Annotated in this window: 26 protein-coding genes; all 26 read left to right on the top strand. The window is 45.2% G+C overall.

Annotated features, from left to right (window positions below; translation table 11 throughout):
- Window positions 1-3 precede the first annotated feature (3 nt).
- The 26 genes from prfA to ACOV1R_RS00225 all read left to right on the top strand — a co-directional run bounded on the left by prfA (window position 4) and on the right by ACOV1R_RS00225 (window position 25,937).
- Window positions 4-1,086, top strand: a complete 1,083-nt coding sequence (gene prfA, locus ACOV1R_RS00350) for a peptide chain release factor 1 (RefSeq protein ID WP_003641433.1) — start codon at window positions 4-6, stop codon at window positions 1,084-1,086.
- Window positions 1,079-1,945 carry a peptide chain release factor N(5)-glutamine methyltransferase gene (gene prmC, locus ACOV1R_RS00345; RefSeq protein WP_003645420.1) on the top strand — a complete coding sequence of 289 codons (867 nt, stop codon included), beginning with the start codon at window positions 1,079-1,081 and terminating at the stop codon, window positions 1,943-1,945. Before prfA ends, prmC begins: the two co-directional genes overlap by 8 nt.
- Before the next feature lie 290 nt (window positions 1,946-2,235).
- Window positions 2,236-3,255, top strand: a complete 1,020-nt coding sequence (locus ACOV1R_RS00340; protein WP_015380590.1) for an L-threonylcarbamoyladenylate synthase — start codon at window positions 2,236-2,238, stop codon at window positions 3,253-3,255.
- Window positions 3,256-3,313: 58 nt separating this feature from the next.
- On the top strand, window positions 3,314-4,552 hold the full coding sequence (gene glyA, locus ACOV1R_RS00335; protein WP_003641436.1) for a serine hydroxymethyltransferase: 1,239 nt from the start codon (window positions 3,314-3,316) through the stop codon (window positions 4,550-4,552).
- 79 nt (window positions 4,553-4,631) lie between these two features.
- On the top strand, window positions 4,632-5,261 hold the full coding sequence (gene upp, locus ACOV1R_RS00330; RefSeq protein WP_003639227.1) for a uracil phosphoribosyltransferase: 630 nt from the start codon (window positions 4,632-4,634) through the stop codon (window positions 5,259-5,261).
- A gap of 1,152 nt (window positions 5,262-6,413) precedes the next feature.
- Window positions 6,414-7,694: a uracil-xanthine permease family protein gene (locus tag ACOV1R_RS00325; protein ID WP_015825748.1), complete on the top strand. Its 1,281-nt coding sequence runs from the start codon at window positions 6,414-6,416 to the stop codon at window positions 7,692-7,694.
- A gap of 277 nt (window positions 7,695-7,971) precedes the next feature.
- A complete protein-coding gene (gene atpB / locus ACOV1R_RS00320; RefSeq protein WP_021357405.1) occupies window positions 7,972-8,685 on the top strand; it encodes a F0F1 ATP synthase subunit A in 714 nt (237 codons plus the stop codon).
- A 37-nt stretch (window positions 8,686-8,722) separates the two neighbouring features.
- Window positions 8,723-8,935: a F0F1 ATP synthase subunit C gene (atpE, locus tag ACOV1R_RS00315; RefSeq protein ID WP_016527158.1), complete on the top strand. Its 213-nt coding sequence runs from the start codon at window positions 8,723-8,725 to the stop codon at window positions 8,933-8,935.
- Window positions 8,936-8,988: 53 nt separating this feature from the next.
- Window positions 8,989-9,504 carry a F0F1 ATP synthase subunit B gene (gene atpF / locus ACOV1R_RS00310; RefSeq protein WP_027822656.1) on the top strand — a complete coding sequence of 172 codons (516 nt, stop codon included), beginning with the start codon at window positions 8,989-8,991 and terminating at the stop codon, window positions 9,502-9,504.
- Window positions 9,494-10,039, top strand: coding sequence for an ATP synthase F1 subunit delta (gene atpH / locus ACOV1R_RS00305; protein WP_054519026.1), 546 nt, complete (start codon window positions 9,494-9,496; stop codon window positions 10,037-10,039). The genes atpF and atpH overlap by 11 nt, the downstream gene beginning before the upstream one ends.
- A 22-nt stretch (window positions 10,040-10,061) precedes the next feature.
- Window positions 10,062-11,582 carry a F0F1 ATP synthase subunit alpha gene (atpA, locus tag ACOV1R_RS00300; RefSeq protein WP_003641441.1) on the top strand — a complete coding sequence of 507 codons (1,521 nt, stop codon included), beginning with the start codon at window positions 10,062-10,064 and terminating at the stop codon, window positions 11,580-11,582.
- Window positions 11,583-11,611: 29 nt separating this feature from the next.
- Entirely contained in the window at window positions 11,612-12,556 is a 945-nt protein-coding gene (locus tag ACOV1R_RS00295; protein WP_003641442.1) for a F0F1 ATP synthase subunit gamma, read from the top strand.
- A gap of 24 nt (window positions 12,557-12,580) precedes the next feature.
- Window positions 12,581-13,984 carry a F0F1 ATP synthase subunit beta gene (atpD, locus tag ACOV1R_RS00290; RefSeq protein ID WP_003641443.1) on the top strand — a complete coding sequence of 468 codons (1,404 nt, stop codon included), beginning with the start codon at window positions 12,581-12,583 and terminating at the stop codon, window positions 13,982-13,984.
- A gap of 11 nt (window positions 13,985-13,995) precedes the next feature.
- Window positions 13,996-14,424, top strand: coding sequence for a F0F1 ATP synthase subunit epsilon (locus ACOV1R_RS00285; protein ID WP_003641444.1), 429 nt, complete (start codon window positions 13,996-13,998; stop codon window positions 14,422-14,424).
- A gap of 972 nt (window positions 14,425-15,396) precedes the next feature.
- Entirely contained in the window at window positions 15,397-16,713 is a 1,317-nt protein-coding gene (murA, locus tag ACOV1R_RS00280) for a UDP-N-acetylglucosamine 1-carboxyvinyltransferase (RefSeq protein WP_003644659.1), read from the top strand.
- A 107-nt stretch (window positions 16,714-16,820) separates the two neighbouring features.
- A complete protein-coding gene (locus ACOV1R_RS00275) occupies window positions 16,821-17,375 on the top strand; it encodes a GNAT family N-acetyltransferase (protein ID WP_003641446.1) in 555 nt (184 codons plus the stop codon).
- A gap of 123 nt (window positions 17,376-17,498) precedes the next feature.
- Window positions 17,499-18,500 carry a rod shape-determining protein gene (locus tag ACOV1R_RS00270; protein WP_003644658.1) on the top strand — a complete coding sequence of 334 codons (1,002 nt, stop codon included), beginning with the start codon at window positions 17,499-17,501 and terminating at the stop codon, window positions 18,498-18,500.
- A 6-nt stretch (window positions 18,501-18,506) separates the two neighbouring features.
- Window positions 18,507-18,779: a membrane protein insertion efficiency factor YidD gene (yidD, locus tag ACOV1R_RS00265; RefSeq protein WP_003644657.1), complete on the top strand. Its 273-nt coding sequence runs from the start codon at window positions 18,507-18,509 to the stop codon at window positions 18,777-18,779.
- Window positions 18,763-18,990, top strand: a complete 228-nt coding sequence (locus ACOV1R_RS00260; protein WP_003641449.1) for a DUF2969 domain-containing protein — start codon at window positions 18,763-18,765, stop codon at window positions 18,988-18,990. The genes yidD and ACOV1R_RS00260 overlap by 17 nt, the downstream gene beginning before the upstream one ends.
- Window positions 18,991-19,137: 147 nt before the next feature.
- Complete coding sequence (locus ACOV1R_RS00255) at window positions 19,138-20,343, top strand: FtsW/RodA/SpoVE family cell cycle protein (protein ID WP_003644656.1); 1,206 nt, start codon at window positions 19,138-19,140, stop codon at window positions 20,341-20,343.
- Window positions 20,344-20,373: 30 nt separating this feature from the next.
- The gene (locus ACOV1R_RS00250) at window positions 20,374-20,670 is read left to right on the top strand and encodes a glycine cleavage system protein H (protein ID WP_003644655.1); all 297 of its coding nucleotides are present in this window, start codon (window positions 20,374-20,376) and stop codon (window positions 20,668-20,670) included.
- Between the two features lie 367 nt (window positions 20,671-21,037).
- Entirely contained in the window at window positions 21,038-22,069 is a 1,032-nt protein-coding gene (locus tag ACOV1R_RS00245; RefSeq protein ID WP_003641452.1) for a methionine ABC transporter ATP-binding protein, read from the top strand.
- Window positions 22,062-22,754, top strand: a complete 693-nt coding sequence (locus ACOV1R_RS00240; protein WP_003641453.1) for a methionine ABC transporter permease — start codon at window positions 22,062-22,064, stop codon at window positions 22,752-22,754. Before ACOV1R_RS00245 ends, ACOV1R_RS00240 begins: the two co-directional genes overlap by 8 nt.
- A 25-nt stretch (window positions 22,755-22,779) precedes the next feature.
- On the top strand, window positions 22,780-23,604 hold the full coding sequence (locus ACOV1R_RS00235; RefSeq protein WP_003645414.1) for a MetQ/NlpA family ABC transporter substrate-binding protein: 825 nt from the start codon (window positions 22,780-22,782) through the stop codon (window positions 23,602-23,604).
- Window positions 23,605-23,846: 242 nt separating this feature from the next.
- Window positions 23,847-24,764, top strand: coding sequence for an L-lactate dehydrogenase (locus tag ACOV1R_RS00230; protein WP_003641455.1), 918 nt, complete (start codon window positions 23,847-23,849; stop codon window positions 24,762-24,764).
- Window positions 24,765-24,962: 198 nt separating this feature from the next.
- Complete coding sequence (locus ACOV1R_RS00225) at window positions 24,963-25,937, top strand: DUF2785 domain-containing protein (RefSeq protein ID WP_003645413.1); 975 nt, start codon at window positions 24,963-24,965, stop codon at window positions 25,935-25,937.
- The last annotated feature ends 14 nt before the right edge of the window (window positions 25,938-25,951 follow it).

The raw sequence follows: 25,951 nt of genomic DNA, 5'->3' as shown, positions 1-25,951 counted from the left end.
AGAATGGATAAGTTTTTTGATAAGTTACAAGCCGTTGCCGATCGGTATGAGGAACTCGGTGAACTATTAAGTGATCCGGAAGTTATTTCGGATTCTCAACGTTTCATGAAGTTATCTAAGGAAATGGGTAATATTCGTGAAACGGTTGAAAAATATAATCACTACAAGGAAGTCACGAGTCAGATCGAAGAAAATGACGAATTGCTTCATGAAAAGCTCGACGATGAGATGAACGCGATGGTCAAAGATGATTTAAAGAACCTTAACGCGGAAAAGGATCAATTGGAACATGAAATCACGTTATTGATGTTGCCTAAAGACCCTAACGATGACAAGAATATCATCATGGAAATTCACGGTGCTGCTGGTGGTGACGAAGCTAGTTTGTTTGCTGCGGACCTGTTCAACATGTACTCGAAGTACGCAGAACGTCAAGGCTGGCAAGTAGAAGTGGCTGATCGTAATGAAACTGAAGTTGGTGGCTTTAAAGAAATCGTTCTGATCATTTCTGGTGACAAGGTCTACTCTAAGCTGAAGTATGAGAGTGGCGCGCACCGGGTACAGCGGGTGCCAGTGACTGAATCAGCTGGGCGGGTTCATACCTCAACTGCAACAGTCGGCGTTATGCCGGAAGCGCAGGATGTTGACATTGATATTGATCAAAAAGATATTCGGACCGATGTCTTTCGTTCATCTGGTGCTGGTGGTCAGCATATCAACAAGACGTCTTCAGCGGTGCGGATGACCCACTTACCAACCGGTATCGTGGTCTCGATGCAAGACCAACGTTCGCAACAGCAAAACCGGGCCAAAGCGATGGAAATCTTGCGGGCACGGGTCTACGACTACTATCAGTCACGGGAACAAAACGAATATGATGCTGAACGTAAATCAGCCGTTGGGACGGGTGACCGTTCTGAACGTATTCGGACTTACAATTTTCCACAAAATCGGGTGACGGATCATCGAATTGGGTTAACGCTCAACAAACTTGACCGGGTGATGAACGGCGAGTTAGACGAAGTTATTGATGCCCTCGTTTTAGCTGATCAAGCTGAAAAAATGGAGCGCTTAACTAATGAATAAGCCCACTCAACCCACTTATTTTGAAGCCCAGCAGTGGGCTTCTTTTTGTCTAAAAACGGCCCAGTTGCCGACTGATAGTGCTCGCTTCCTGTTATTGGGCTTGAGTCGGCTAGACCAGACACAATTACTCATTCGTTACCGCGAGCCGCTACCCAGTGCTGTTTGGCATGCTTATCAGCAGGGGATTGACCGGGTTGTTGCTGGTGAGCCAGTGCAGTACGTACTCGGAGACGCACCGTTTTATGGACTCACGTTACAAGTTGATCCAGCAGTGCTTATTCCTAGAGTCGAAACAGAAGAATTGGTAGACTGGATTTTGACGGATGTCCCAGCGACAGCGCCAGTTCGACTCTTAGACGTTGGTACCGGCTCGGGCGCCATTGCATTGGCAATCAAACACGAACGGCCGGCATGGGAGATTACGGCCAGCGACATTTCAACCGCTGCGCTGCAAGTTGCCAAAGCCAATGCGGACCGCCTACATTTAGATGTTAAGCTGGTTCACAGTGATCTATTGACCAGCGTATCTGCGCAGCCGTTTGATATTATTGTCAGTAATCCGCCATACATCGCTGCGAGCGAAAAAGACGTCATGGACGCCAGCGTCCTCGCCCACGAGCCACAAACGGCCTTATTTGCTGACCACGATGGGTTGGCACTTTACGAGCAGTTAGCGACGACGGTTGCCGATCATCTGACTTCGACCGGTCGCTTATACTTGGAATTCGGCTACCATCAGGGACCGGCCTTGCAGACGCTTTTCGCGCAGTCGATGCCCGACGCGACCGTGACGCTGCGACAAGATATGGCGGGTCACGATCGGATGCTGCGAGTTGCAATGACTCTGACTCGGCAATAGTTGCGCGTTATCCTGGAGAATGCTGATAAAAGCGGGCCGATTAGGTAGATTGCTGTTTGTAATCCGCGTCCCATTCCGGCCTTCGGGGGTGGGTGAACGCAGTCGTCGATTTGAGCTCGCGCATAACCCGCGTTATCTCAAATGTGAGTCTTATCCTAAGCGGGCTGTTTTTAACCTGGGAGGTACGGCGTGAATTTATGAGCAATTGATTAAGTCCGTGATGTAAATAATAAATAATATTATATGAAAGTAACGATGAATTAATAATAAAGTAGAGGTTTGAATATATTATGGAAACGAAAGTATATACGCCGGCGGAGATTCCGGCCGCTGCGGCGTTGTTAACTGCGGGGCAGTTAGTGGCATTCCCAACGGAGACGGTCTATGGGCTAGGTGCCGATGCGACAAATGTGGATGCTGTTAAGCAAGTGTACTTAGCTAAAGGCCGCCCGAGTGATAATCCTTTGATCGTGCATGTTGCTGATGTGGAAACCGTTGAGCGGTTTGCTCAACCGTTATCGGAAGCAGCCAAGAAGCTGATTAAGGCGTTTTGGCCAGGCCCCCTGACGATGATTTTTAAATTGAAACCAGATGCGTTGGCACCAGAAGTTACTGGTGGGCTGCAGACGGCGGCTTTCCGTAATCCTGATAATGAGGCAACCCTGGCTTTGATTCGTGCGGCCGGAACGCCTATCGTGGGACCATCCGCTAATACATCTGGTAAGCCAAGTCCGACGACGGCGCAACACGTATTGCATGATCTACGTGGTAAAATTGCTGGTATTCTGGATGATGGTCCGACGAAGGTTGGCGTTGAATCTACAGTTCTGGATCTTTCAACCGACCAACCAGCAATTCTACGGCCCGGTGCCGTAACGCCTGAAGCAATCGAACGGGTCATTGGCATGCCAGTTCAAACCGAATTGCACCATGTCGGAGCTAAGGAAGTTCCTAAGGCGCCGGGGATGAAATATAAGCACTATGCGCCAAACGCACAAGTTTATATCGTTGATCGTTCGGAAGATTGGCCAGAAGCGCTGGCGTGGGCAGCCCAGCAAGATGTGCCAATGGGCGTTATGGCAACAGATGATATTTTAACTAACAATCAAATTCCGACTAATTGCGAACAATTTTCGCTTGGAGAAGATATTCAATCGGCAAGTCGGGAGCTGTTCGCGGGCTTGCGGCACTTTGATACTGAGACGGAAATTAAAGATATTCTGTGCCAAGCCTTTGAAAATAAAGGACTTGGGCTTGCCTACATGAACCGATTAAATAAATCTGCCGGTCAGACTCATTTTAGTGTATAATGATTGCAAGTCGGGAAAACCCGAAAGTTGTCACTTGCGAAATGGAGGAGATTTATTCATGAATTACCAGGAACAAGATCCAGAAGTATGGGCTGCGATTAGTAAGGAACAGGCACGGCAACAACATAATATTGAGTTGATTGCTTCTGAGAACATCGTTTCAAAGGGCGTCCGGGCAGCGCAGGGGAGTGTGCTGACCAATAAATACTCTGAAGGCTATCCGGGTCACCGCTTTTACGGTGGTAACGAATACATTGACCAAGTGGAAACCTTAGCCATTGAACGGGCTAAGAAATTATTTGGTGCGGAATATGCTAATGTGCAACCACACTCTGGTTCCCAAGCCAATGCGGCTGCATATATGGCACTGATTCAACCTGGTGACCGGGTGATGGGGATGTCACTAGATGCTGGGGGACACTTAACACATGGATCTAGTGTGAACTTCTCTGGTAAACTTTACGATTTTCAAGGTTATGGGCTCGATCCTGAAACTGAAGAATTAAACTACGATGCAATTCTTGCACAAGCACAAGATTTTCAACCAAAGTTAATCGTTGCGGGGGCTTCTGCTTATAGTCGATTGATTGATTTCAAGAAGTTTCGCGAGATTGCGGATCAAGTTGGGGCCTTATTGATGGTTGATATGGCTCATATTGCCGGCTTAGTTGCGGCCGGACTACATCCTAATCCGGTGCCATATGCTGATGTGGTTACGACAACGACACACAAAACGTTACGGGGGCCCCGTGGCGGTATGATTTTAGCGAAAGAAAAGTATGGCAAGAAGATCAACTCGGCCGTTTTTCCTGGCAATCAGGGTGGGCCGTTGGATCACGTAATTGCGGGTAAAGCGATTGCTTTGGGCGAAGACTTACAGCCTGAGTTTAAGGTTTATGCCCAACATATCATTGATAATGCCAAGGCAATGGCGAAGGTCTTCAATGACTCTGACTTGGTTCGGGTTATTTCTGGTGGCACGGACAATCATTTAATGACGATTGATGTCACTAAGTCTGGTTTGAACGGTCGCCAAGTACAAGATCTGTTAGATACGGTTTATATTACGGTCAACAAAGAAGCGATTCCGAATGAGACGTTAGGGGCTTTCAAGACCTCTGGTATTCGGTTGGGAACACCTGCGATTACGACCCGTGGTTTTGACGAAGCTGATGCAACTAAGGTCGCTGAATTGATTTTGCAAGCGTTACAAGCACCGACAGATCAAGCAAATCTAGATGACGTTAAACAGCAAGCAATGGCTTTAACAGCGAAGCACCCGATCGATGTTGATTAAGTAATTTATATCAGGTCTGGTTTTTTCTCTCTAAATTAGCTACAATAGAAAGAAATCACTAAGGAGTGTGCGTAGCAACATGGGTAAGTTTGAGGTTTTGGATCATCCGCTCATTCAACATAAATTGACGATCATTCGGGAAAAGAACTGTGGTACTAAGGTCTTCCGGGAAATGGTTAACGAAATTTCAACGTTGATGGCGTACGAAGTATCACGCGATATGCCGTTGAAGGACATTGAGATTGAAACACCGATTGCCAAGTCAACGCAAAAAACGTTGGCAGGTAAGAAAGTCGCCATTGTACCAATCTTACGGGCTGGCTTAGGGATGGTTGACGGTTTCTTAAACATGATTCCGGCAGCTAAAGTTGGGCACGTTGGGATGTATCGGGATGAAAAGACCTTGAAGCCGGTCGAATATTTCGTTAAATTACCAAGTGATATTTCACAACGGCAATTATTTGTCGTTGATCCAATGTTAGCCACTGGTGGTTCAGCCATCATGGCGATGGATATGTTGAAAAAGCGCGGCGCAAGTAATATTAAGTTTATGTGTTTAGTTGCGGCGCCTGAGGGTGTTAAGGCACTTCGGGACGCACATCCAGACATCGACGTTTACACGGCAGCACTTGATGACCATTTAAATGAAGATGGCTACATCGTTCCTGGTTTGGGCGATGCGGGCGACCGGTTATTTGGTACGAAGTAAGTTGCATTGACAAAAGGTAGCACCGCCAGGCAATGTCTGGGGGGCTACCTTTTTGTTTTCCAAAATTATTAACAACTCTAGCTATAATCATCCGCATTCTGTGAGTTCATTAGTCATGAATCGTGACTAAAACGTGCTAATTTCTAAGATTAAAAGCAGCCAGCTATGGACCACTGGAAACGGGTGTAAGTGGGCGTAAACATGCTTTGCTGGTTCGTCCTAAGCCGACTTCCAGTCGTGACAGTGTTCGAATGGCTGACGAAGATGTACCTAACTTTTGATGAATTTGTCGTTGCTTTTTACAACCAGTAATTTTGTCAATCAACCGGCAGACTGAAAATGATATTGAGATAGCTCACTAATCCTGAATTGGTGTAGTAAAATTTAATCTCTTGACAAAGTGCTAATGCACCTAACGCTTTGTTTAAAGTTCCAGTGTCAAAATAGTCAGCGACAAATTGTACCAAGTTAAGTGGCCGTTCATCAGCCATTTGAGCGGCTTACCGACCGGAGGGGCTGGGTGACAATGCCCAGTAGCCAAATTATTCTTAGCTGGAAGTGGTCTGCTTCCGGCTTAGAATAAGACTCGTATTTGAGATGACGCGGGTTATGCGTTAGCTCAAATCGATGTCGGCTGCGTTCCAGCAATTGTCACCCAGCCCCGGAGGTCGGAATAGGACCCACACCGGCTGACGTACAACAATCTAATTAGCACGTTTTAATCACCGTTAATGCCAAATAATAATTTGTACAACGCGTATATTATAGGTAGTTATTGACATTAACTGTTGGGGGACACTGGATAATTAGGGTGTTTTAGATGGCGATTACGCTGTATTGGTCGAATATTCGGTAACGTTGGGTGAGAAAGTCACATTATTTCAGGAATGTTGTCATAAATATTATGATGTTTTGAACTAATATCGTTTTTAGGGGCTGTTACTGGTTCGGTTCAAACATTGAGTTGACAATTATTTCGGAGACGAGTAGACTAATTGCAATTAAACAGTTCCTTTAAATTAGCTCAGAGAGGCTGAAAAGGATGAACGGACGTGCGCTTTCAAGGAAGCTGTGCGTAATTTCGGACAGCCTAGCCGCTTTGAGTGGTGGGCTGTCTTTTCTTTTGCAATCATTCATAAAAAGGGGTGCGTTATGACAAAGAAAGCGGCGTTTCATAATGATGAAGTCGTGTTAGATATTCATGACCGACCAAAATTAGGTAGTTGGTTAGGCTTGTCGGTGCAACATCTGTTCTCGATGTTTGGTTCCACGGTATTGGTGCCAATCCTGGTGGGATTAAATCCAGGTATTGCGCTGTTTAGCTCTGGTGTTGGGACGCTAATGTATATCCTCATCACGCGCGGAAAGATTCCGGCGTATATGGGCTCGAGCTTTTCATTTATCGTTGTGATGCAGTCTCTGATGAAGACCGCAGGATATCCGGCCATCGCTCAGGGGACTGTCGCGGTGGGCTGTGTGTACCTGCTAGTTAGTTTATTAGTTACTTTAATCGGTTCTGACTGGATCGATAAGGCGCTTCCCCCGATCGTCGTGGGGCCGATTGTGATGGTAATTGGGTTGTCACTCGCAGGGACGGCAGCTAAGGACGCAACGATGAACGGGAGTAGTTATGATATTAAATATTTCGGCGTCGCGATGGCGACGATGTTACTGACCGTCATTTTTAACATGTACTTGCGTGGATTTATGAGTTTAGTACCGATATTGTTGGGAATCGTCTGTGGGTATATCATTGCCGTGTTAGTTGGAATCGTTGACTTTTCTGGTGTGGAAAAAGCGCAGTGGTTTGCGATGCCCGCCTTTCAATTGCCTTTTATTAGTTATCATCCTGGCATTTATTGGGGCGCGATTCTGAGTATGGCACCAATCGCCTTTGTGACGATGTCAGAACATATGGGCCATATTATGGTACTCAATAAGTTGACTAAGCGGAATTTCTTCAAGAATCCAGGTTTGAACCATACATTGGCTGGCGACGGGACAGCCTCGATTATCGCCGGCTTTGTCGGTGGACCACCCGTGACCTCCTATGGTGAAAATATTGGGGTGCTGGCAATTACGCGGGTCCACAGTATTTATGTGCTCGGTGGGGCCGCCTTTTTTGCCATCGTCTTTAGTTTTGTGGGTAAGTTATCCGCGTTGATCGAGAGTATTCCATCACCCGTCATCGGTGGGGTCAGCTTTCTACTGTTTGGGGTAATTGCTTCAAGTGGGATGCGAATTCTGATTGATAATAAAGTTGATTTTAATCAGAAGCGAAATTTAATGATTGCATCAGCGATTTTGGTCATTGGAATTGGCAATGCCTATTTACAACTGGGAAGCTTTCAGTTCAGTGGTCTAGCAGTTGCAACGGTGCTCGGAATTGTGATGAACTTGGTGCTGCCAAAGACGGCGGTAAATGAGAAGTAGGCCGTCATTGCGCGTGCCAAGAATGAAAATAAAGTCAAAATAATGAAAATCCAACGATTTGAAAGCTTAATGAGAGCTTGATATTGTTGGATTTTTATTGATTGACGAAATGTTGAAATTATTTTGAATTTTTTCGACGGTGGTGGTATTATTACCTTTGTATTTTGATTAGGGGTGTCTCTAATCTACCATTTCAGGTTACGATAAAATTGACGTTGACTAGCTCAAAGGTTAAGGTTATCGTAGCACCGAAATTAAAGGAAAGAGGTGATATTCAGTGGGTGATCCAGTTCCTACAGTCAAATTCCTTGGACTGACGTTTAATATCGCGAATGACATCTCAGTAATTGTGACTTGTCTGATTGTTTTCTTGTTTGTTTTTTTACTTTCGCGACATTTAACAATGAAGCCCAAGGGTGGACAAAATGTGCTGGAGTGGCTCATCGAGTTCACGAATGGCATTGTCAAAGGGTCGATCAAGGGTAACGAAGCGTCTAACTTCGGTTTGTACGCATTTACATTGTTTCTCTTTATCTTCATCGCTAACCAACTTGGATTGTTCATTCACGTTCAGGTCGGGCAGTATACGTATCTGAAGAGTCCAACCGCCGATCCGATTGTGACTTTGACGTTATCGTTTATGACCGTTGCACTTGCACATGCTGCGGGTGTTCGTAAGAAAGGTATGGGTGGTTATTTGAAAGAATACACACAACCTTTTGCTGTTTTCTCGGTTGTTAACGTCTTTGAACAATTTACCGATTTCCTAACTTTAGGTCTTCGGCTGTTCGGGAACATCTTTGCTGGTGAAATGTTACTAACGAAGGTTGCTGATTTGGCAAAGAGCAACGGTTGGTTGAGCTATGTTTACTCATTTCCAATTGAACTCTTATGGCAAGGTTTCTCAGTGTTTATCGGGAGCATTCAAGCGTTCGTGTTCGTAACCTTGACTTCAGTTTATATTTCTCAGAAGGTTAACGACGAGGAATAATTTCTAGTTTTTTAATTTTAAGGAGGATACACAGATTATGGGAGCAATTGCTGCAGGTATTGCTATGTGTGGTGCCGCTATAGGTGCTGGTATTGGTAACGGTTTGGTTATTTCTAAGATGCTTGAAGGGATGGCCCGTCAACCAGAATTATCTGGTCAATTACGGACTAACATGTTCATCGGTGTTGGGTTGGTCGAATCAATGCCTATCATTTCCTTCGTTGTTGCTTTGATGGTTATGAACAAGTAATCATTGGTCAACGAGTTCATTTTAATGAAAATGAAAGAAGGAGGTGTCATTAGATGCTCTCGCATTTAATTATCGGTGCATCCGGTCTCTACCTTGGTGATATGTTGTTTATCGGGATTAGCTTTATTGTTTTGATGGCATTGATCTCTGTTGTTGCTTGGAAGCCCATCACAAAAATGATGGCTGATCGAGCCGACAAGATTGCGAACGACATTGATTCAGCACAAAAGTCTCGGCAAGAAGCGAGTGACTTAGCTGATCAACGGCGTGATGCGCTATCACACTCTCGCGCTGAAGCGAGTGAAATTGTCGCTGACGCGAAAAAGAGTGGCGAAAAGCAACGGTCAAGTATCATTGCCGATGCGCAAAACGAAGCAACGCAGTATAAACAAAATGCGCGTAAGGATATTGAACAGGAGCGTCAAGATGCCTTGAAGAACGTCCAATCAGACGTCGCTGACATTTCGATTGCGATTGCTACGAAGATTATTAAGAAGCAATTGGATCCGGAAGGCCAACAGGCATTAATTAATTCGTATATTGAAGGGTTGGGAAAGCATGAGTCTTGATAATCTTACAATTGCAAGTCGTTATTCAAAGGCACTCTTTGAACTTGCAGTTGAAAAAGATCAGACCGAAGCATTCCTGGCCGAGTTAAAGCAATTACGGCAAGTCTTTGTCGACAACCCGCAATTGGCAGAGGTCCTCTCAGGATCATTGCTTCCGGTTGATCAAAAACAGACAACGTTGTCAACTTTGACTGACCACGCTTCAGAATACATTAAAAACTTTATTCAAATGTTGTATGATTACGGCCGCATGTCGAACTTAGTTGGCATTGTTGACGCGTTTGAAACACGTTTCGATGAGAGTCGCAAAATAGTGCATGCCGAAGTAACGTCTGCGGTCAAGTTGTCAGATGAGCAAGCTGATGCAATCGCAAAGGCATTCGCCAAACGTGTTGGTGCCAATCAGGTTGTTTTGTCACGTAAAGTCGATGAAGCAATCATTGGCGGTGTAATTGTGAAGTCAAATAATCAAACGTTTGATGGTAGCGTTGCGTTACAACTAACGAATTTAAGACGAGCACTCATCAACAATTAGTTTACGAAGAGGTGAAACTTTTATGAGCATTAAATCTGAAGAAATCAGTGCTCTAATCAAACAACAATTAGAAAGTTATCAAACTGAGCTCTCAGTTGCTGAAACCGGTACTGTCACCTACGTTGGTGATGGGATCGCCCGTGCTCACGGACTCGACAACGCCTTACAAGGTGAATTACTCGAATTCAGTAACGGAGTTTACGGGATGGTACAAAACCTCGAAAGCAACGATGTTGGTATCGTTGTTTTAGGGGATTTTGATGGTATTCGTGAAGGCGATACTGTTAAGCGGACTGGCCGCATCATGGAAGTTCCAGTCGGTGACGCCATGATTGGCCGGGTCGTTAACCCATTAGGTCAACCAGTTGACGGTTTAGGTGAGATTAAGACCACGAATACGCGGCCAATCGAACATAAAGCTCCTGGTATTATGCAACGGCAATCAGTTAGCGAACCACTTCAAACTGGGATCAAGGCCATTGATGCCTTAGTTCCAATTGGTCGGGGCCAACGTGAATTGATTATCGGTGACCGTAAGACTGGGAAGACGTCCGTTGCCATTGATGCCATTTTGAACCAAAAGGACCAAGACATGATTTGTGTCTACGTTGCAATCGGTCAAAAGGACTCAACTGTACGGGCCCAAGTTGAAACGTTGAAGAAGTTAGGTGCGATGGACTACACAATCGTTGTAACTGCCGGACCTGCTGAACCAGCGCCATTACTGTACTTAGCTCCTTATGCTGGGGCAGCGATGGGTGAAGAATTTATGATGAACGGCAAGCACGTTTTGATCGTCTATGATGACCTTTCAAAGCAAGCAACGGCTTACCGTGAACTTTCCTTGATCCTCCGTCGTCCTCCAGGTCGTGAAGCTTATCCTGGGGATGTCTTCTACTTGCACTCACGGTTACTCGAACGGGCTGCCAAGTTGAGCGATGAATTGGGTGGCGGTTCAATGACGGCCTTACCAATTATCGAAACGCAAGCTGGGGATATTTCGGCTTATATTCCAACTAACGTTATTTCAATCACCGATGGGCAAATCTTCTTGGATAGTGATTCATTCTATTCAGGTGTGCGGCCAGCGATTGATGCCGGGGCCTCTGTTTCCCGGGTTGGTGGGGATGCGCAAATTAAAGCGATGAAGTCCGTTGCCGGGACATTGCGTCTTGACTTGGCTTCTTATCGTGAATTGGAATCCTTCTCACAATTCGGTTCTGACTTGGATGCTGCAACCCAAGCGAAATTAAATCGTGGGCAACGGATCGTTGAAGTCTTAAAACAACCTGTTCATTCACCATTGAAGGTCGAAGAACAAGTAATGATTTTATATGCTTTGACCAACGGTTATTTGGATAAAGTGGCAGTTGATGATATTGCCCGTTACCAAAGTGAATTGTTTGAATTTATTCATGCTAGTCATCAGGACCTCTTTGATACGATTTTGGCAACCAAGAAGTTACCAGAAGCTGATAAGATGAATGGGGCCTTAGATGCGTTTGCAGAACAATTCCAGCCAACCGCTGCCGCTGCGAAGTAGTTATGGCTGAAAAGGATGGTGAGTAGTGCATGGCAGAATCATTAATGGATGTCAAGCGCCGAATTGACTCAACAAAGAAGACTCATCAAATTACGTCGGCAATGCAAATGGTCTCAACTTCAAAATTGAACCAGATTCAAAAGCATACCAGCACGTATCAGGTGTACGCTTCTAAAGTTGAAAGCATCGTTTCACATCTTGCCAAAGCTCATCTGATGTCAGCAAGTGCCGGTGTTGCTAACAGTAATTCGAACACGATTTCAGTTAGTGAATTGCTCGCGCAACGCCCCGTTAAAAAGACTGGTTTATTGGTGATCACTTCGGACCGTGGCCTCGTTGGTAGTTACAACAGTAACGTGTTGAAACAGACTAACGATTTCATGCGGACGCACAAGGTTGATGCCGATAACGCAGTCGTTTTGGCGGTTGGTGGCACTGGTGCGGATTTCTATAAAAAGAACGGGTTAAACGTGGCTTATGAGTACCGCGGCGTCTCTGATGTCCCAACTTTTAAAGAGGTTCGTGAAATCGTTAAGACAGTCACATCAATGTACCACAACGAAGTCTTTGATGAACTTTACGTCTTCTACAACCACTTTATTAATCGGCTCTCTTCTGGTTTTCGGGCCGTTAAGATGTTACCGATCTCCGAAGAGACCTTTGAACAAAGTGAGTCAGATAATCGTAAAGCCAAGGATAGCCGGGTAGATGTCGGTCCCGAGTATGAAATGGAACCGTCAGAAGAAGCCATTTTGTCGGCCGTGTTGCCACAATATGCTGAAAGCTTGGTTTATGGTGCAATCTTGGATGCCAAGACTGCTGAACATGCTTCGTCGTCAACCGCGATGAAGGCTGCATCAGATAACGCTGGCGATTTAATCGATAAATTAAATCTGAAATATAACCGTGCGCGTCAAGCTGCTATTACCACTGAAATCACTGAAATCACTGGTGGTTTGGTTGCGCAAGAATAACGAAGTGGGAGGAATTAACGACTAATGAGTACAGGTAAAGTTGTACAAGTTATTGGACCCGTTGTTGACGTTGAATTCTCTCTAAACGATAAGTTACCCGATATTAATAACGCCTTGATCATTCAGAAGGACAACGATGACACTTTAACGGTGGAAGTATCGTTGGAATTAGGTGATGGGGTTGTTCGGACCGTCGCGATGGATGGTACGGATGGCTTGCGCCGGGGAATGACAGTTGAAGACACTGGTTCTTCAATTACTGTTCCCGTTGGTAAAGAGACGTTAGGCCGGGTCTTCAACGTTTTAGGGGAAACCATTGATGGTGGTCCAGAATTCGGTCCAGACGCAGAACGTAACCCGATTCATCGGGATGCGCCTAAATATGATGAATTAACGACCAGTACTGAAGTATTGGAAACTGGAATTAAAGTTATTGACCTCTTAGCACCTTATGTTCGTGGTGGTAAGATTGGGTTGTTCGGTGGTGCCGGTGTTGGTAAAACTGTTTTAATCCAGGAATTAATTCATAACATTGCCCAAGAACATAACGGGATTTCCGTGTTTACCGGTGTTGGTGAACGGACGCGTGAAGGGAATGACCTTTACTTCGAAATGAAGGCTTCCGGCGTTTTGAAGAATACCGCCATGGTTTATGGTCAAATGAACGAACCACCTGGTGCCCGGATGCGGGTGGCCTTGACCGGTTTGACGATTGCGGAATACTTCCGTGATGTTCAAGGTCAAGACGTGTTGTTATTCATCGACAATATCTTCCGGTTCACGCAAGCTGGTTCTGAAGTTTCCGCCTTACTTGGTCGGATTCCTTCAGCCGTTGGTTACCAACCAACCTTAGCCACTGAAATGGGTCAATTACAAGAACGGATCACTTCTACCAAGAAGGGGTCAGTTACTTCGATTCAAGCCGTTTATGTACCTGCCGATGATTATACCGACCCGGCACCTGCAACGACTTTCGCCCATTTGGATGCGACGACCAACTTGGAACGTTCTTTGACGGAACAAGGGATCTACCCAGCCGTTGACCCATTAGCTTCTTCTTCAATCGCTCTGGACCCATCAATCGTGGGCGAAGAACATTATCAAGTTGCAACGGAAGTTCAACGGGTCTTGCAACGTTATCGTGAATTGCAAGATATTATCTCGATTTTAGGGATGGATGAATTATCTGACGAAGAAAAGACAACTGTTGCGCGTGCACGGCGGATTCAATTCTTCTTGTCACAAAACTTCTTCGTTGCCGAAAACTTTACGGGCCAACCTGGTTCGTATGTGCCAATCAACGATACCATCAAGGGCTTCAAAGAAATTCTTGAAGGTAAATATGATGACCTACCAGAAGACGCATTCCGTCAAGTTGGTAAGATCGACGACGTGGTCGAAAAAGCGAAATCGATGGTAACTGATTAGGAGGGGTTTACATGGCTGACAATGCAAAATCATTAACCGTTAGCATCGTAACTCCAGACGGTCAGGTCTATGAGAATAAGACGCCAATGTTGATCGTGCGAACGATTGACGGCGAACTCGGAATTTTGCCGAACCATATTCCTGTGATTGCATCGCTTGCAATCGATGAGGTTCGGATCAAGCAACTTGAAAGTGATCAGGAAGATGACGAAATTGCCGTTAATGGTGGTTTTGTTGAGTTCAGTAATAATACGGCAACGATTGTTGCCGATAGTGCTGAACGTCAGAATGACATTGACGTTGCTCGAGCTGAAAATGCACGGAAACGCGCTGAAACACGGATTCAAAATGCCCAACAAAAGCACGATGATGCTGAGTTGGCGCGGGCCCAAGTCGCTTTGCGGCGTGCCATGAACCGTTTGAATGTTGCTCGGCATTAACAACTTAAAATTCTGAAAAGCATCTGCAATTATTTGCGGGTGCTTTTTTTGTGCGGTTCAGTTAAGCCGCGATGCACAAGTTAGTCAAACTTACCGCGGTGAGTCGTACCCGTTACTGTCCAGTTTTAAGCTTGCACGGTTCAAAGCCGATTGGAACCGTGGGTTGATCAAGGGCCAAGCACTGGCTTACTAATGGCGATATCGCGTTGTTAACTAGAAGAATCGGTCTGATTCGAATATTTTTCGCCAATATTGCATCAGTATCTGGCAGAGCAGTAATTAAGACGTGGATCGCGACTTAAATGGGTGATCATCACGTTCCGACAATTGGCAGCAATTCCAAAGGTCGGCATAGGAAACATGAACAACTAAGTTTACAGCGAACTTAAACGTTTCAGCGGCCAATTTTGTCGCGACGTTGAAATGTTTTGTCCAGTCGGCGCGGATGTTCGTGAACTAAATTTTACTAATCGATTGAGCGTATTAGGGGCATTGCGATAAGTGGAATGGTAGAATGCAACTTATAGTGAGATTACAATAAAGAAAACGATTACAAACGAACGATACTGCTAATCAATATGGGTATGGCTTGTCAAATAATTGCACGACGGACTTCTAATTAGTTAACTAATCATAAGTATTTAATATTTGTGTTGAAATTGTAACGAAAATGTAAAATGTAATATTTATCCACTAGTGTTCTATGGTATGATGATTAGGAACCGATTTGAACCTGCATGCTGCTATTGGCACGTTGCCATGGTGTGTCCAGGTTGTTTTGATGGTTGAGCTGGTGTTTGGATTGCACACCGCGCGTTGCCGATTTGCTTAGTACAGCGGTGAACAGTGGAATTTGGGCAGGTGCGAGGCATCTGATCCAATCGGGTTCTTTTAGTAAGTGTGCTTTTTACGCAATCCGAAATCTCACGTAACTTGTTTGTTGATTATCGTTTAGTGATGGAGGGTTTATCCATGGAGGAAATTGTAGTTCATGGCGGTCAACGTTTGACAGGAAATGTCCATATTGAGGGCGCTAAAAATGCCGTGTTACCAATCTTAGCCGCAAGCTTGTTGGCTAGTTCTGGTCAGACACATTTATCAAATGTACCAGTGTTATCAGACGTTTTTACAATGAACAACGTCTTGAAATTTTTGAATACTAAAATTGATTTTGATGAAATTAATAAAACAATTGATATTGACGCTAGTCGTCAATTATCATCCGAAGCACCATTTCAATACGTATCCAAAATGCGTGCTTCAATCGTGGTCATGGGACCACTATTAGCACGATTAGGCCATGCGAAAGTCGCGATGCCAGGTGGCTGTGCGATTGGTTCACGACCAATCGATTTACACTTAAAGGGGCTGAACGCGCTTGGTGCTGAAATCGAACGCCACGATGGCTATGTTGAAGCAACCGCGAACCAGTTACACGGAGCGGCCATTTACTTAGATTTTCCAAGTGTTGGGGCAACGCAGAACATAATGATGGCGGCAACACTTGCAGATGGCATCACGACGATGGAAAACGTCGCTCGTGAACCTGAAATTGTGGACCTAGCGAACTATTTGAATCAGATGGGTGCTAAGGTTACCGGGGCCGGTACTGAAACGATCCGCATTGAAGGGGTTAAAGCGATGCATGGCTGTGACCATAGTATCGTTCAGGATCGGATTGAAGCTGGGACATTCATGGTCGCTGCTGCGGTGACTCAGGGAAACGTCTTGGTTGAGGATGCTATTGCCGAACATAATAAGCCATTGATCTCGAAGATGCGTGAGATGGGCGTCACAGTAACGGAAGAACCGGCTGGTATTCGGGTCATTGGTCCAGAAATCTTGAAGCCAACCTCCGTTAAGACGATGCCCCATCCGGGTTTCCCAACGGATATGCAACCACAAATGACAATTTTGCAGTTGTGTGCGCAGGGCACTAGTTTATTAACTGAAACGGTTTTTGAGAATCGCTTCATGCATCTTGATGAGTTACGGCGAATGAACGCCGACTTCAAAGTTGAAGGGCGCTCCGTCATTATGTATGGTCCCACTGACTTTAACGGGGCCCAGGTCACTGCGACGGATCTTCGGGCAGCTGCAGCGTTAGTAATCGCTGGACTGGTCAGTCGGGGTTACACTGAAGTGACTAATTTGAAGTATCTTGATCGGGGCTACTTTAACTTCCATGGTAAGCTGGCTAAATTAGGTGCTGAGATTAAACGAGTTGATGTTCCCGATGGCACCGTTTATGCGTTGAATCCTGATTTTGCGAACGAAGCTGCGGAATAAATCGAAATAAATGCTTACAAAACCTTCAAAGTGCGATAAACTCGTTTTTGAAGGCTTTTTTGTGGCGAAGCGGGGTAACCCGGCGCCAACATTCAGGAGGACAGCTTATGTTTATTAATATTATCGACAAACACATTTCATTGAAACCAACTGAAGTGGCTGACGCGGAGCCGCTTTTCGACTTAGTTGATCATAATCGCGACCATTTGAAGTTATGGATGCCGTGGGTTGATGCGACGGCGACCGTGCAAGACGAGCGTCATTTTATCGAATCAATGTTGACCAAGCAGGCTCATGGACAGGTGTTTATCACCACCATCATTGTGGATGGCGAAGTCGCTGGGATGCTAGACTTGCATAATATTAGTGCCATTAATCACAACGGTGAGATTGGCTACTGGCTGGGCCAGAAATATACTGGTCGTGGCGTCATGACTAAAGCGCTCGAACGATTAGAAGAAATTGCTTTTACGGAGCTTGATCTGCACAAGGTCATCTTAGGTGCAGACGTTGCCAACCAGGCAAGTCGGGCTGTTGCTGAGCGACGCCAATATCATTTGGATGCGACCCTGCCAGAAAATATCTTGTTAAATGGTCAATATCGTGATGAAGCAATTTATTCGCTGACGGTCGATGAGTGGTCGAAACGACAGGATGATTAGGCACAGCCAATTGATTGGTAGTGACAAATGAACGAGTGGCTAGGACAGCCGTCAGTTCTCATCAACTGTAGAGTATGGTATAATGATTAGTCGTATAATTGTATGTTTGAGAGGAGCAAAAACATGGCTTTAGATATTGGTATTGACTTAGGTACTGCCAATGTTTTAATTTACGTATCGGGTAAGGGCATCGTCCTTAACGAACCATCCGTGGTCGCTATCGATACGAACACGAATCAAGTGTTGGCAGTCGGGTCCGAAGCCTACCAAATGGTTGGAAAGACGCCTAGTAACATTCGGGCAATTCGACCATTAAAAGACGGAGTAATTTCGGATTTTGATGTCACCGAAGAAATGCTGTCCTATTTTATTAAAAAATTAAATGTCCGTGGCATTATGTCGCGGCCAAGTATCATGATCTGTACCCCAACGAACACTACTGAAATTGAACGCAAGGCAATCTTGCAAGCTGCTGAAAAATCTGGCGGTAACAAGGTTTACTTGGAAGTTGAACCAAAAGTGGCGGCTATTGGCGCAGGGATGGATATTTTCCAACCACGTGGGAATATGGTCATTGACATTGGTGGTGGGACTAGTGATATCGCTGTCCTATCATTAGGTGACATTGTGGCAAGTAGTTCGTTACGAATGGCCGGCGACCGGATGAATCAGGACATCGTGAACTACGTCAAAGATCAACATCACTTGTTGATCGGTGAACGCAGTGCAGAACAAGTTAAGATTCAAATCGCACAAGTTTTCAAGCAGGACGGCGATGATGATAAGGTCACCCAAGTTCGTGGTCGAGATACTGTGACGGGGATGCCGCGCTCAATTGACATTGACTCCAATCAAGTTGAAGAAGCTATTCACGAAACGCTGATGCAGATCGTTAGCACGGCCCATCACGTGATGGAAACTTTACCACCAGAAATTGCGGCCGATATTATTGACCGTGGAATTACGTTGACTGGTGGTGGCGCACTGTTGAGTGGCCTCGATCAATTGATCAGTGAAAACTTAAAGGTGCCCGTAATGGTTGCCGAACACCCATTGAACAACGTTGCTCAGGGGGCTGGAATTTTACTTGAACATATGCAGAAAACTGCTAAGAACAAGAAATAAATTACGATGCGACGGTTATTAATGAAAGGCATCCGCTTTTATCAGCGGGCCTTTTCTGCGTTTAGTCCGGCTCATTGTCGCTATTATCCAACCTGTTCTAATTACACGTTAGAAGCGATCGATCGGTTTGGCGCAGTTAAAGGCGTTCTAATGGGAGTTGCACGTATCTTACGTTGTCAGCCCTTAGTTAAGGGCGGCTTTGATCCGGTACCAGCCCATTTTTCATTGCGTCGTAATCCGCAATACAAGGAGGAAGACCACCGTGGCAAGAAAAGATAAGGCGATTTCGGTCACTTTAAACGAAACTAAGGTCAACGGTCAACCAGTTACCGAAGTTTTGATCGGTAAACAAGTGATTGGACAAGTGACTCAAGTCGGTGAACGATTTGAAGCTGAAATGGTTAGTGACAACCAACCATTTGCGCATACCAAATCTTTTGATGAGAGTCTGCAAGAGATCTTGTCGGCTTACCATCTACACAAAGGCTAATTTTTAGTAAACCTTCAACCTGGTTCCGAGAATTCGGCACCAGGTTGTTGTATAATAAAAACTATCTTAAAGTACAAAATGATATTGTGAATAGGGTTAGTCTGACGCGTGCGGTGGGCTAATCCCAACAGGTTAGGAGCGTTATTTGTGGCAGAAGAATCTAGACTCCGCAGTCAAGACGAGGATTCAAGAATTGACTGGGGTATCATATTTTCAGTGATGATGCTAGGATTGATCGGGCTGGCGTCGATTTATGTCGCCGCAGTGCACGACTCTAGTTCAGTAAACGTCACGAAGCAGGTGATTTCTCAAGTCATGTGGTTCGTGATTGGGACCGCGATTGCCGTAATTGTGATGCAATTTGATTCGGAACAGTTATGGCGAGTGGCACCGATTGCCTATTGGTTTGGGATCTTCCTGCTTGCGGCCGTTTTGGTCTTGTACAGTAGATCACTGTTTGCGAGCACTGGGGCTAAAAGTTGGTTCGCAGTTGGTTCCTTGACGTTGCAACCGTCTGAAGTCATGAAGCCCGCCTTCATCTTGATGCTTGGACGAGTCGTGACAATGCATAACACGGAGCACCCAACACATACGATGGCGAGCGATTGGCAACTCATTGGGAAGTTAATTGCGTACATGGTGCCAGTTGCTATCCTTTTGAAGTTACAGAATGACTTTGGGACGATGCTGGTGTTCTTCGCGATTCTTGGGGGCGTTATCTTAGTTTCTGGGATTTCGTGGCGATTATTGGCACCGACGTTTGCCATTGTGGCGGCGATTGCGGGGACTGCGTTATATCTCGTGATCTCGCAGAGTGGTCGCCATATTTTGGAAGCTATCGGTTTTAAGCAATACCAATTTGCGCGGATCGATACGTGGTTGAATCCGTCGACGGACACGTCTAACAATGCTTATCAAGTTTGGCAGAGTATGAAAGCGATTGGTTCAGGTCAGATTACTGGGCGGGGATTTAACGTTTCCCACGTGACTGTTCCTGTGCGTGAATCTGATATGATTTTCTCGGTAATTGGTGAAAACTTTGGCTTTATCGGTTGTGCCGTGGTCATTTTATTGTATTTCTTATTGATTTACCAGATGATCCGAGTGACGTTTGATACGAAGAACGAATTCTACGCTTACATTTCAACCGGGGTCATTATGATGATTCTCTTCCACGTGTTCGAAAATATTGGGATGAGTATCGGACTGTTACCAATGACTGGGATTCCCTTGCCGTTTATTAGTCAAGGGGGTTCGGCGTTGATTGCCAATATGGCTGGGATAGGTTTAATGATGTCGATGCGATATCATTACAAGTCCTACATGTTCAGTCGTAACGACCGGTTTGAATAGTAAAATTATTGTAAAGGTATGGTGTTTAGTATGAGTGAAGATGCAGCTTATTTTTGGACAAAAGACGTTGATGGACATACGCGGTTAGGTTTAACTAAGGCCGCCCATGAGGCTCTTGGTGAAGTGAAATATGCTGAGTTACCAGCTATCGGTGACAAGGTCAGTCAGAACAGCGCTTTTCTGAGCGTTGAAGCGACCAAAGCCGTTTCTGAATTCAACTGTCCAATCAATGGGACCGTGGTTGCGGTCAACCCGGCGTTGAGTGAGAACTTCGATGCGTTAAATAGCGTTGAAGACGGCGTTGCTTGGTTAATCGACGTGGACTAATTGCCAGGCCTTGACAATTAGAAACAGGCTCGGTATACTCGTTACATTAACAATTGATTAAAAAAGTTATCATTTTGAAAAGATGAGTACGCGGTTATGATTACTTAGAGAGTCCCTGATTGGTGAAAGGGGATTAATCGTGAAGCTGAAGATGGTCTTGAAGTAATGAAGTTTAGTGAGCAGTCGCAAGCTAAGCTTGGGTCGCACCCATTATCATGCGGAGTTCAAAGTAACTCTTGAGACAACTGGCGTGAGCTAGTTGTGAAGATGGGTGGTACCACGAGGCTAAGCTTCTCGTCCTATTGATGATTATTGTCGTAATTGTCTGGGATGAGGAGCTTTTTTTGATGCGTAAGGAGGAATTGACTTGATTGAATTTAAAGATGTGACGAAAACCTTTGATGCTAAGCAAGGGGCGGTTCACGCCGTTCAAGATGTTAATTTAAAAATCGAAGATGGTCACATTTATGGCATTGTTGGCTATTCGGGTGCTGGTAAAAGTACTCTGGTACGGATGCTGAATGGCTTAGAGACACCCACTAGTGGGTCAGTTGTGATTGATGATGTCAATATTACAACGTTGAGCGGGGCCAAGTTACGCGCCCAACGTCAAAAGATCGGCATGATTTTTCAACATTTTAATCTATTATGGTCGCGGACCGTTTTGGAGAACATTATGTTTCCACTTGAAATTGCTGGTCTGTCCAAGGTGGATGCCCGTAAGAAAGCCGAACACTTAGCAGACTTGGTTGGGTTGGCCGGTCGGGAAACGGCTTATCCGTCAGAATTATCAGGTGGTCAGAAGCAACGGGTCGGGATTGCCCGGGCACTTGCGAATGATCCTCAGATTTTACTTTCTGATGAAGCCACTAGTGCCCTAGACCCGCAGACAACTGATGAAGTGTTGGATCTGTTGTTATCGATCAACCAGAAGCTCCATTTGACGATCGTATTGATTACGCATGAGATGCACGTGATTCGCAAGATTGCTGATCATGTCGCGGTGATGGAAGCTGGTAAAATCGTCGAACAAGGACCAGTACTTGAAGTCTTCAAGCGACCACAGCAGGCTGTGACTAAGCGGTTTGTTAATGAAGAGGTCACGCCGTCGCTGAATGACACAACGGTGGTCGTGGACCAGCTGCTGGCGAAATATCCAAAGGGAACCATCGTACAACTGACGTTCCATGGCGATCAAGCCCAGCTACCGATTGTTTCAGAGATGTTGAAGAAGTATCCGTTAGATTTAAATATTATTGAGGGTGGGATTCACCAAACCCAAGAAGGGGCGATTGGTTCGCTGTACTTACAACTAACGGGTGATCAGGAACAGATTAAGGGCGCTCTAGCGTACCTACAAACGATGCGGGTGGAAACGGAGGTCTTGAACCGTGAATGATCAAGGATTAGATTCATATTTTAAATTTGCAAATGTCGATTGGGGTAGCATGATGTCGGCCACGTGGGAAACAATTTGGTTGACGATTGTGTCGATGGTCGTAGTTGCCATTCTCGGAATCGCCTTAGGTCTGTTACTTTATGAGACGGCGGGGAGTCAGAATCCGCTGGCTAAGGCCTTGAATTGGATTGTTGCGCTGTTCGTCAACGTTTTCCGGTCGATTCCTTTCATTATTTTGATCGTGCTATTATTGCCGGTAACGTCTAAGTTAGTTGGAACGATTATCGGACCGCGCGCGGCCTTACCATCACTGATTATTTCTGCTGCGCCATTCTATGCGCGGATGGTTGAATTGGCCTTCCATGAATTGGATCATGGAGTGATTGAGGCCGCTGAATCAATGGGGGCGACCCGGTGGCAGATTATTCGAAAAGTCCTATTGCCAGAAAGCATGCCGGCATTAGTTTCTGGAATCACGGTCACGACGATTTCATTAATTGGCTACACCGCGATGGCAGGAGCCATTGGTGCTGGTGGTCTGGGTAATTTGGCCTACCAAGACGGGTTTCAGTCCAATAACAACGCCATCACATTAGTGGCGACGGTAATCATTGTGATTATCGTGTTTATCTTCCAATTTATCGGGGATATTGCAGTTCGGCATATTGATAAACGGGTTAATTAAAGTTCGTATAGGAGGAAACGGAATTATGAAAAAAAAGGGAATTCTAGGATTATTAGCAGTTGCGGCAACGGCAATTTTGTTAGTCGGTTGTGGGAAGTCATCGTCAACAAAGACAACAACCATTACTGTAGGGGCTTCTTCAGTGCCACACGCACAAATCTTGAAGCACGTGCAGCCAGAATTGAAAAAGGAAGGCGTTAACTTGAAGATCAAAGTCTTTCAAGATTACGTCTTACCTAATAAGGCATTGGCTTCGAAAGAATTAGATGCCAACTACTTCCAACACATCCCATTCTTGGATAACTGGAATAAGGAAAATAATGGGAGCCTCGTATCAGCGGGGAAGGTTCACTTGGAACCAATCGGTGTTTATTCCAAGAAAGTTAAGAGTCTAAAAGACTTGAAAGACGGCGCAACCGTTCTGGTCAGCAGCAACGTGGCTGACTATGGTCGGGTCCTGACGTTATTTAAGGATGCGGGTTTAATTACTTTGAAAAAAGGGACAGATTTAACTTCAGCAACTTTTAATGACATTAAGACCAACAAACGTCATTTGAAGTTTAAACATTCATACGAAGCTAAGTTAATGCCAACATTCTACAAAAATAACGAGGGTGACGCGGTCGTTATTAACGCGAACTACGCGGTTCAAGCTGGGTTGAATCCTAAGAAGGATGCGATTGCACTTGAAAAATCAGATTCACCATATGCCAACATTGTGGCTGTTCGTAAGGGTGATAAGAACAAGCCAGCTATTAAGAAACTAATGAAAGCTTTACGTTCTAAGAGCACCCAGAAATGGATTGAAAAGAAGTACAAGGGTGCCATCCTGCCAGTTTCGGCCGACTAAACGGACCATCTTAAATCAGAATATTGATTGATTGAGCTAGCTTCAGGGATTCCCTGAGGCTAGCTTTTTTCACGGAGTTTGACTACGGTAACTTTCCGAAGCGGGTTAATGAAAATGCACGTTTGATATTATCTAAGTAGTACTATTGATTAAATTCTTATGAGACAGCGTCCTGCTTGACTTTATAGCGGTTGCAAGGTACGCTAACCAAGTTAAATAAACTACAGATTGGGGTTTGCAGCATGCGTAAATATGGTGTGATCGGGTTAGGCCAAGTCGGTGCGACAGTGGCTTATACGTTGGTTCAACAAGGAACCGTTGATGAATTAGTTTTAATCGATAAGAATGAGGCCTTGGCCAAGGCGCAAAAACTCGATTTAGACGACGCGTCACCTCGTCTAAGCTCAACCACTAAGATTATTTTAAACGATTATTCAGCTTTGGCCGATGCCGAAGTGTTGATCGTGGCTTCTGGCAATATTGGTGCCATTGATATGAATAGTTCCAAGGGTCGCTTTGGTGAGTATGATTTAAACCAAGCGATTGTACGGGAGATCGCGCCCAAGATTGTGGCATCTGGCTTCAAGGGTATTTTGATCGATATTATGAATCCGTGTGACGTCATGACGGATTATTTACAACGAATGACAGGTTTTCCACGGCAACGGGTTTTTGGTACGGGGACCTTCTTAGATACGGCGCGGATGCAAAAGTATGTCGGACAAGCAGCTGGTACGAATGGTAAAAATGTTGCGGGGTACGTATATGGCGAACACGGCAACTCACAATTTGTAGCTTGGTCAACGGTTAGCGTCAATGGGCAGCCTATCAAAAATTTCCCAGGTCTGAACCTTGATCAACTTGAAGAAGATGCAAGGCAAGGGGCATTTGCAGTCATGGCGGGTAAGCATTATACAAACTTTGCGATTGCTACTTGTGGTGTCCGATTGGCAGAAGCTGTCAGCGCGGATGCACAACTGGCTTGCCCAGTTTCAGCTTTTGATCCGCAATATGGGACATACGTTGGCATGCCTGCTGTGATTGGTAAAAACGGGATTGAATCATTAATTCAACTAGATCTGACCACTGATGAACGAGCGTCGTTAGCAGCGTCAGCGAAGTTTATCAAGTCGCAAGTGGACGTTTTACCGCAAGCATAAGCTTTTTCTAAGCATGGATTGAAACATCTTGTCATTAAACGTGGCCTAATCAGGGTGTGCGGTGTGGACTTGGGTATTGGCTCAGGTTGGCTTCGTGACGTCTATAATTAGGTCACGTTTTATGATTGAATGGTTCTTTTGGGCAGACAGGCGCTGACATGCTAAAATAGAAGGTAAATTCGAGATTACGAGGTCATTATGCAAGCAGAGAAATTGATGCAGGTTAAGGATGCAGTGTTAAAGTTAAGACAACAACTTCGAGCGGGACAAATCTATCAGTCACTGCCCAGTCGAATGGCAACGCTGATTAAGCAGTTACCGAGTACCGTGACAACCACGGTAACGATTCCGAGCGACGAAGAGGTGCTTCCACTGATTGCAACACTTCATGAGCAGTTGAAGAAAGGCACGTTGACCGCGATGAGCGACGATCAAATCAAATTATTGATGGCACACGTTGGTTCGCTGAATCCGCTGGTTCGTGATCAAGGCGTCTACTATTTGTTAAACGAGGCATTACAGCAGCAGGTACTCACACCGGAACAGTTGGGCGATATTTTTGATCAGTTGATTCAAGATCAGATGTTATTTGCACACATCGATGAGCCGCAAAATGATGCCATTTATCAGCGGTCATTTGCGATACTATTACTGTCAGTGCTCTTGTATGCGGACCATGCGGGTCTCAAGTTTATGACACCCGCGCGGCTGGATCTAGTTGTTGAGCAAATGACAGTCTACATTTTACTCGAAAAGGATACTCGGGGGTTTGTGGGCACCACCGGTTGGGCGCATGCGTACACGCATATTGGTAATATCTTAGATGAACTGGCAGATGAGTCTCAACTCGCACGTGCGGATAAATTATTACTGTTGGCCGCATTGATTGCTCGTTATCAAAAGTTAACAACGCCGTTGATTTTTGGCGAGCCAGAACGACTATCGACTTATTTGACCTTGATTACAAACAAACATGAGCTTTATTGTGATTATTTGTTAACTGCGATGAAGGACTGGCATCAGCAGTTGATGATGCATACTCGTCCGGCTAGTGAAGCTGAATGGACGCAGATTTTCAATCGTAATCGATTATTGGAAGCACTTGCATTACACGATGATCTGCCAACGGCCGTCGTAGATTATTTGGATGATGAATTAGAATTTTTAGGTTAGTTTTGGAAGGAAGT

Source organism: Lactiplantibacillus sp. YT640 (genome assembly GCF_049745435.1).
Taxonomy (GTDB): domain Bacteria; phylum Bacillota; class Bacilli; order Lactobacillales; family Lactobacillaceae; genus Lactiplantibacillus; species Lactiplantibacillus plantarum.
This window is presented reverse-complemented; position numbering and strand designations above follow the sequence as displayed.

What these genes read in the sequence shown, in the direction of transcription:
- prfA (WP_003641433.1), top strand. Translation starts at nt 4, where the DNA reads ATGGATAAGTTTTTTGATAAGTTACAAGCCGTTGCCGATCGGTATGAG.
- ACOV1R_RS00235 (WP_003645414.1), top strand. Translation starts at nt 22,780, where the DNA reads ATGAAAAAAAAGGGAATTCTAGGATTATTAGCAGTTGCGGCAACGGCA.
- atpH (WP_054519026.1), top strand. Translation starts at nt 9,494, where the DNA reads ATGAGTCTTGATAATCTTACAATTGCAAGTCGTTATTCAAAGGCACTC.
- atpE (WP_016527158.1), top strand. Translation starts at nt 8,723, where the DNA reads ATGGGAGCAATTGCTGCAGGTATTGCTATGTGTGGTGCCGCTATAGGT.
- yidD (WP_003644657.1), top strand. Translation starts at nt 18,507, where the DNA reads ATGCGACGGTTATTAATGAAAGGCATCCGCTTTTATCAGCGGGCCTTT.
- atpD (WP_003641443.1), top strand. Translation starts at nt 12,581, where the DNA reads ATGAGTACAGGTAAAGTTGTACAAGTTATTGGACCCGTTGTTGACGTT.
- ACOV1R_RS00275 (WP_003641446.1), top strand. Translation starts at nt 16,821, where the DNA reads ATGTTTATTAATATTATCGACAAACACATTTCATTGAAACCAACTGAA.
- ACOV1R_RS00270 (WP_003644658.1), top strand. Translation starts at nt 17,499, where the DNA reads ATGGCTTTAGATATTGGTATTGACTTAGGTACTGCCAATGTTTTAATT.
- prmC (WP_003645420.1), top strand. Translation starts at nt 1,079, where the DNA reads ATGAATAAGCCCACTCAACCCACTTATTTTGAAGCCCAGCAGTGGGCT.
- ACOV1R_RS00340 (WP_015380590.1), top strand. Translation starts at nt 2,236, where the DNA reads ATGGAAACGAAAGTATATACGCCGGCGGAGATTCCGGCCGCTGCGGCG.
- atpF (WP_027822656.1), top strand. Translation starts at nt 8,989, where the DNA reads ATGCTCTCGCATTTAATTATCGGTGCATCCGGTCTCTACCTTGGTGAT.
- ACOV1R_RS00295 (WP_003641442.1), top strand. Translation starts at nt 11,612, where the DNA reads ATGGCAGAATCATTAATGGATGTCAAGCGCCGAATTGACTCAACAAAG.
- ACOV1R_RS00250 (WP_003644655.1), top strand. Translation starts at nt 20,374, where the DNA reads ATGAGTGAAGATGCAGCTTATTTTTGGACAAAAGACGTTGATGGACAT.
- upp (WP_003639227.1), top strand. Translation starts at nt 4,632, where the DNA reads ATGGGTAAGTTTGAGGTTTTGGATCATCCGCTCATTCAACATAAATTG.
- atpA (WP_003641441.1), top strand. Translation starts at nt 10,062, where the DNA reads ATGAGCATTAAATCTGAAGAAATCAGTGCTCTAATCAAACAACAATTA.
- murA (WP_003644659.1), top strand. Translation starts at nt 15,397, where the DNA reads ATGGAGGAAATTGTAGTTCATGGCGGTCAACGTTTGACAGGAAATGTC.
- ACOV1R_RS00230 (WP_003641455.1), top strand. Translation starts at nt 23,847, where the DNA reads ATGCGTAAATATGGTGTGATCGGGTTAGGCCAAGTCGGTGCGACAGTG.
- ACOV1R_RS00285 (WP_003641444.1), top strand. Translation starts at nt 13,996, where the DNA reads ATGGCTGACAATGCAAAATCATTAACCGTTAGCATCGTAACTCCAGAC.
- ACOV1R_RS00325 (WP_015825748.1), top strand. Translation starts at nt 6,414, where the DNA reads ATGACAAAGAAAGCGGCGTTTCATAATGATGAAGTCGTGTTAGATATT.
- glyA (WP_003641436.1), top strand. Translation starts at nt 3,314, where the DNA reads ATGAATTACCAGGAACAAGATCCAGAAGTATGGGCTGCGATTAGTAAG.
- ACOV1R_RS00225 (WP_003645413.1), top strand. Translation starts at nt 24,963, where the DNA reads ATGCAAGCAGAGAAATTGATGCAGGTTAAGGATGCAGTGTTAAAGTTA.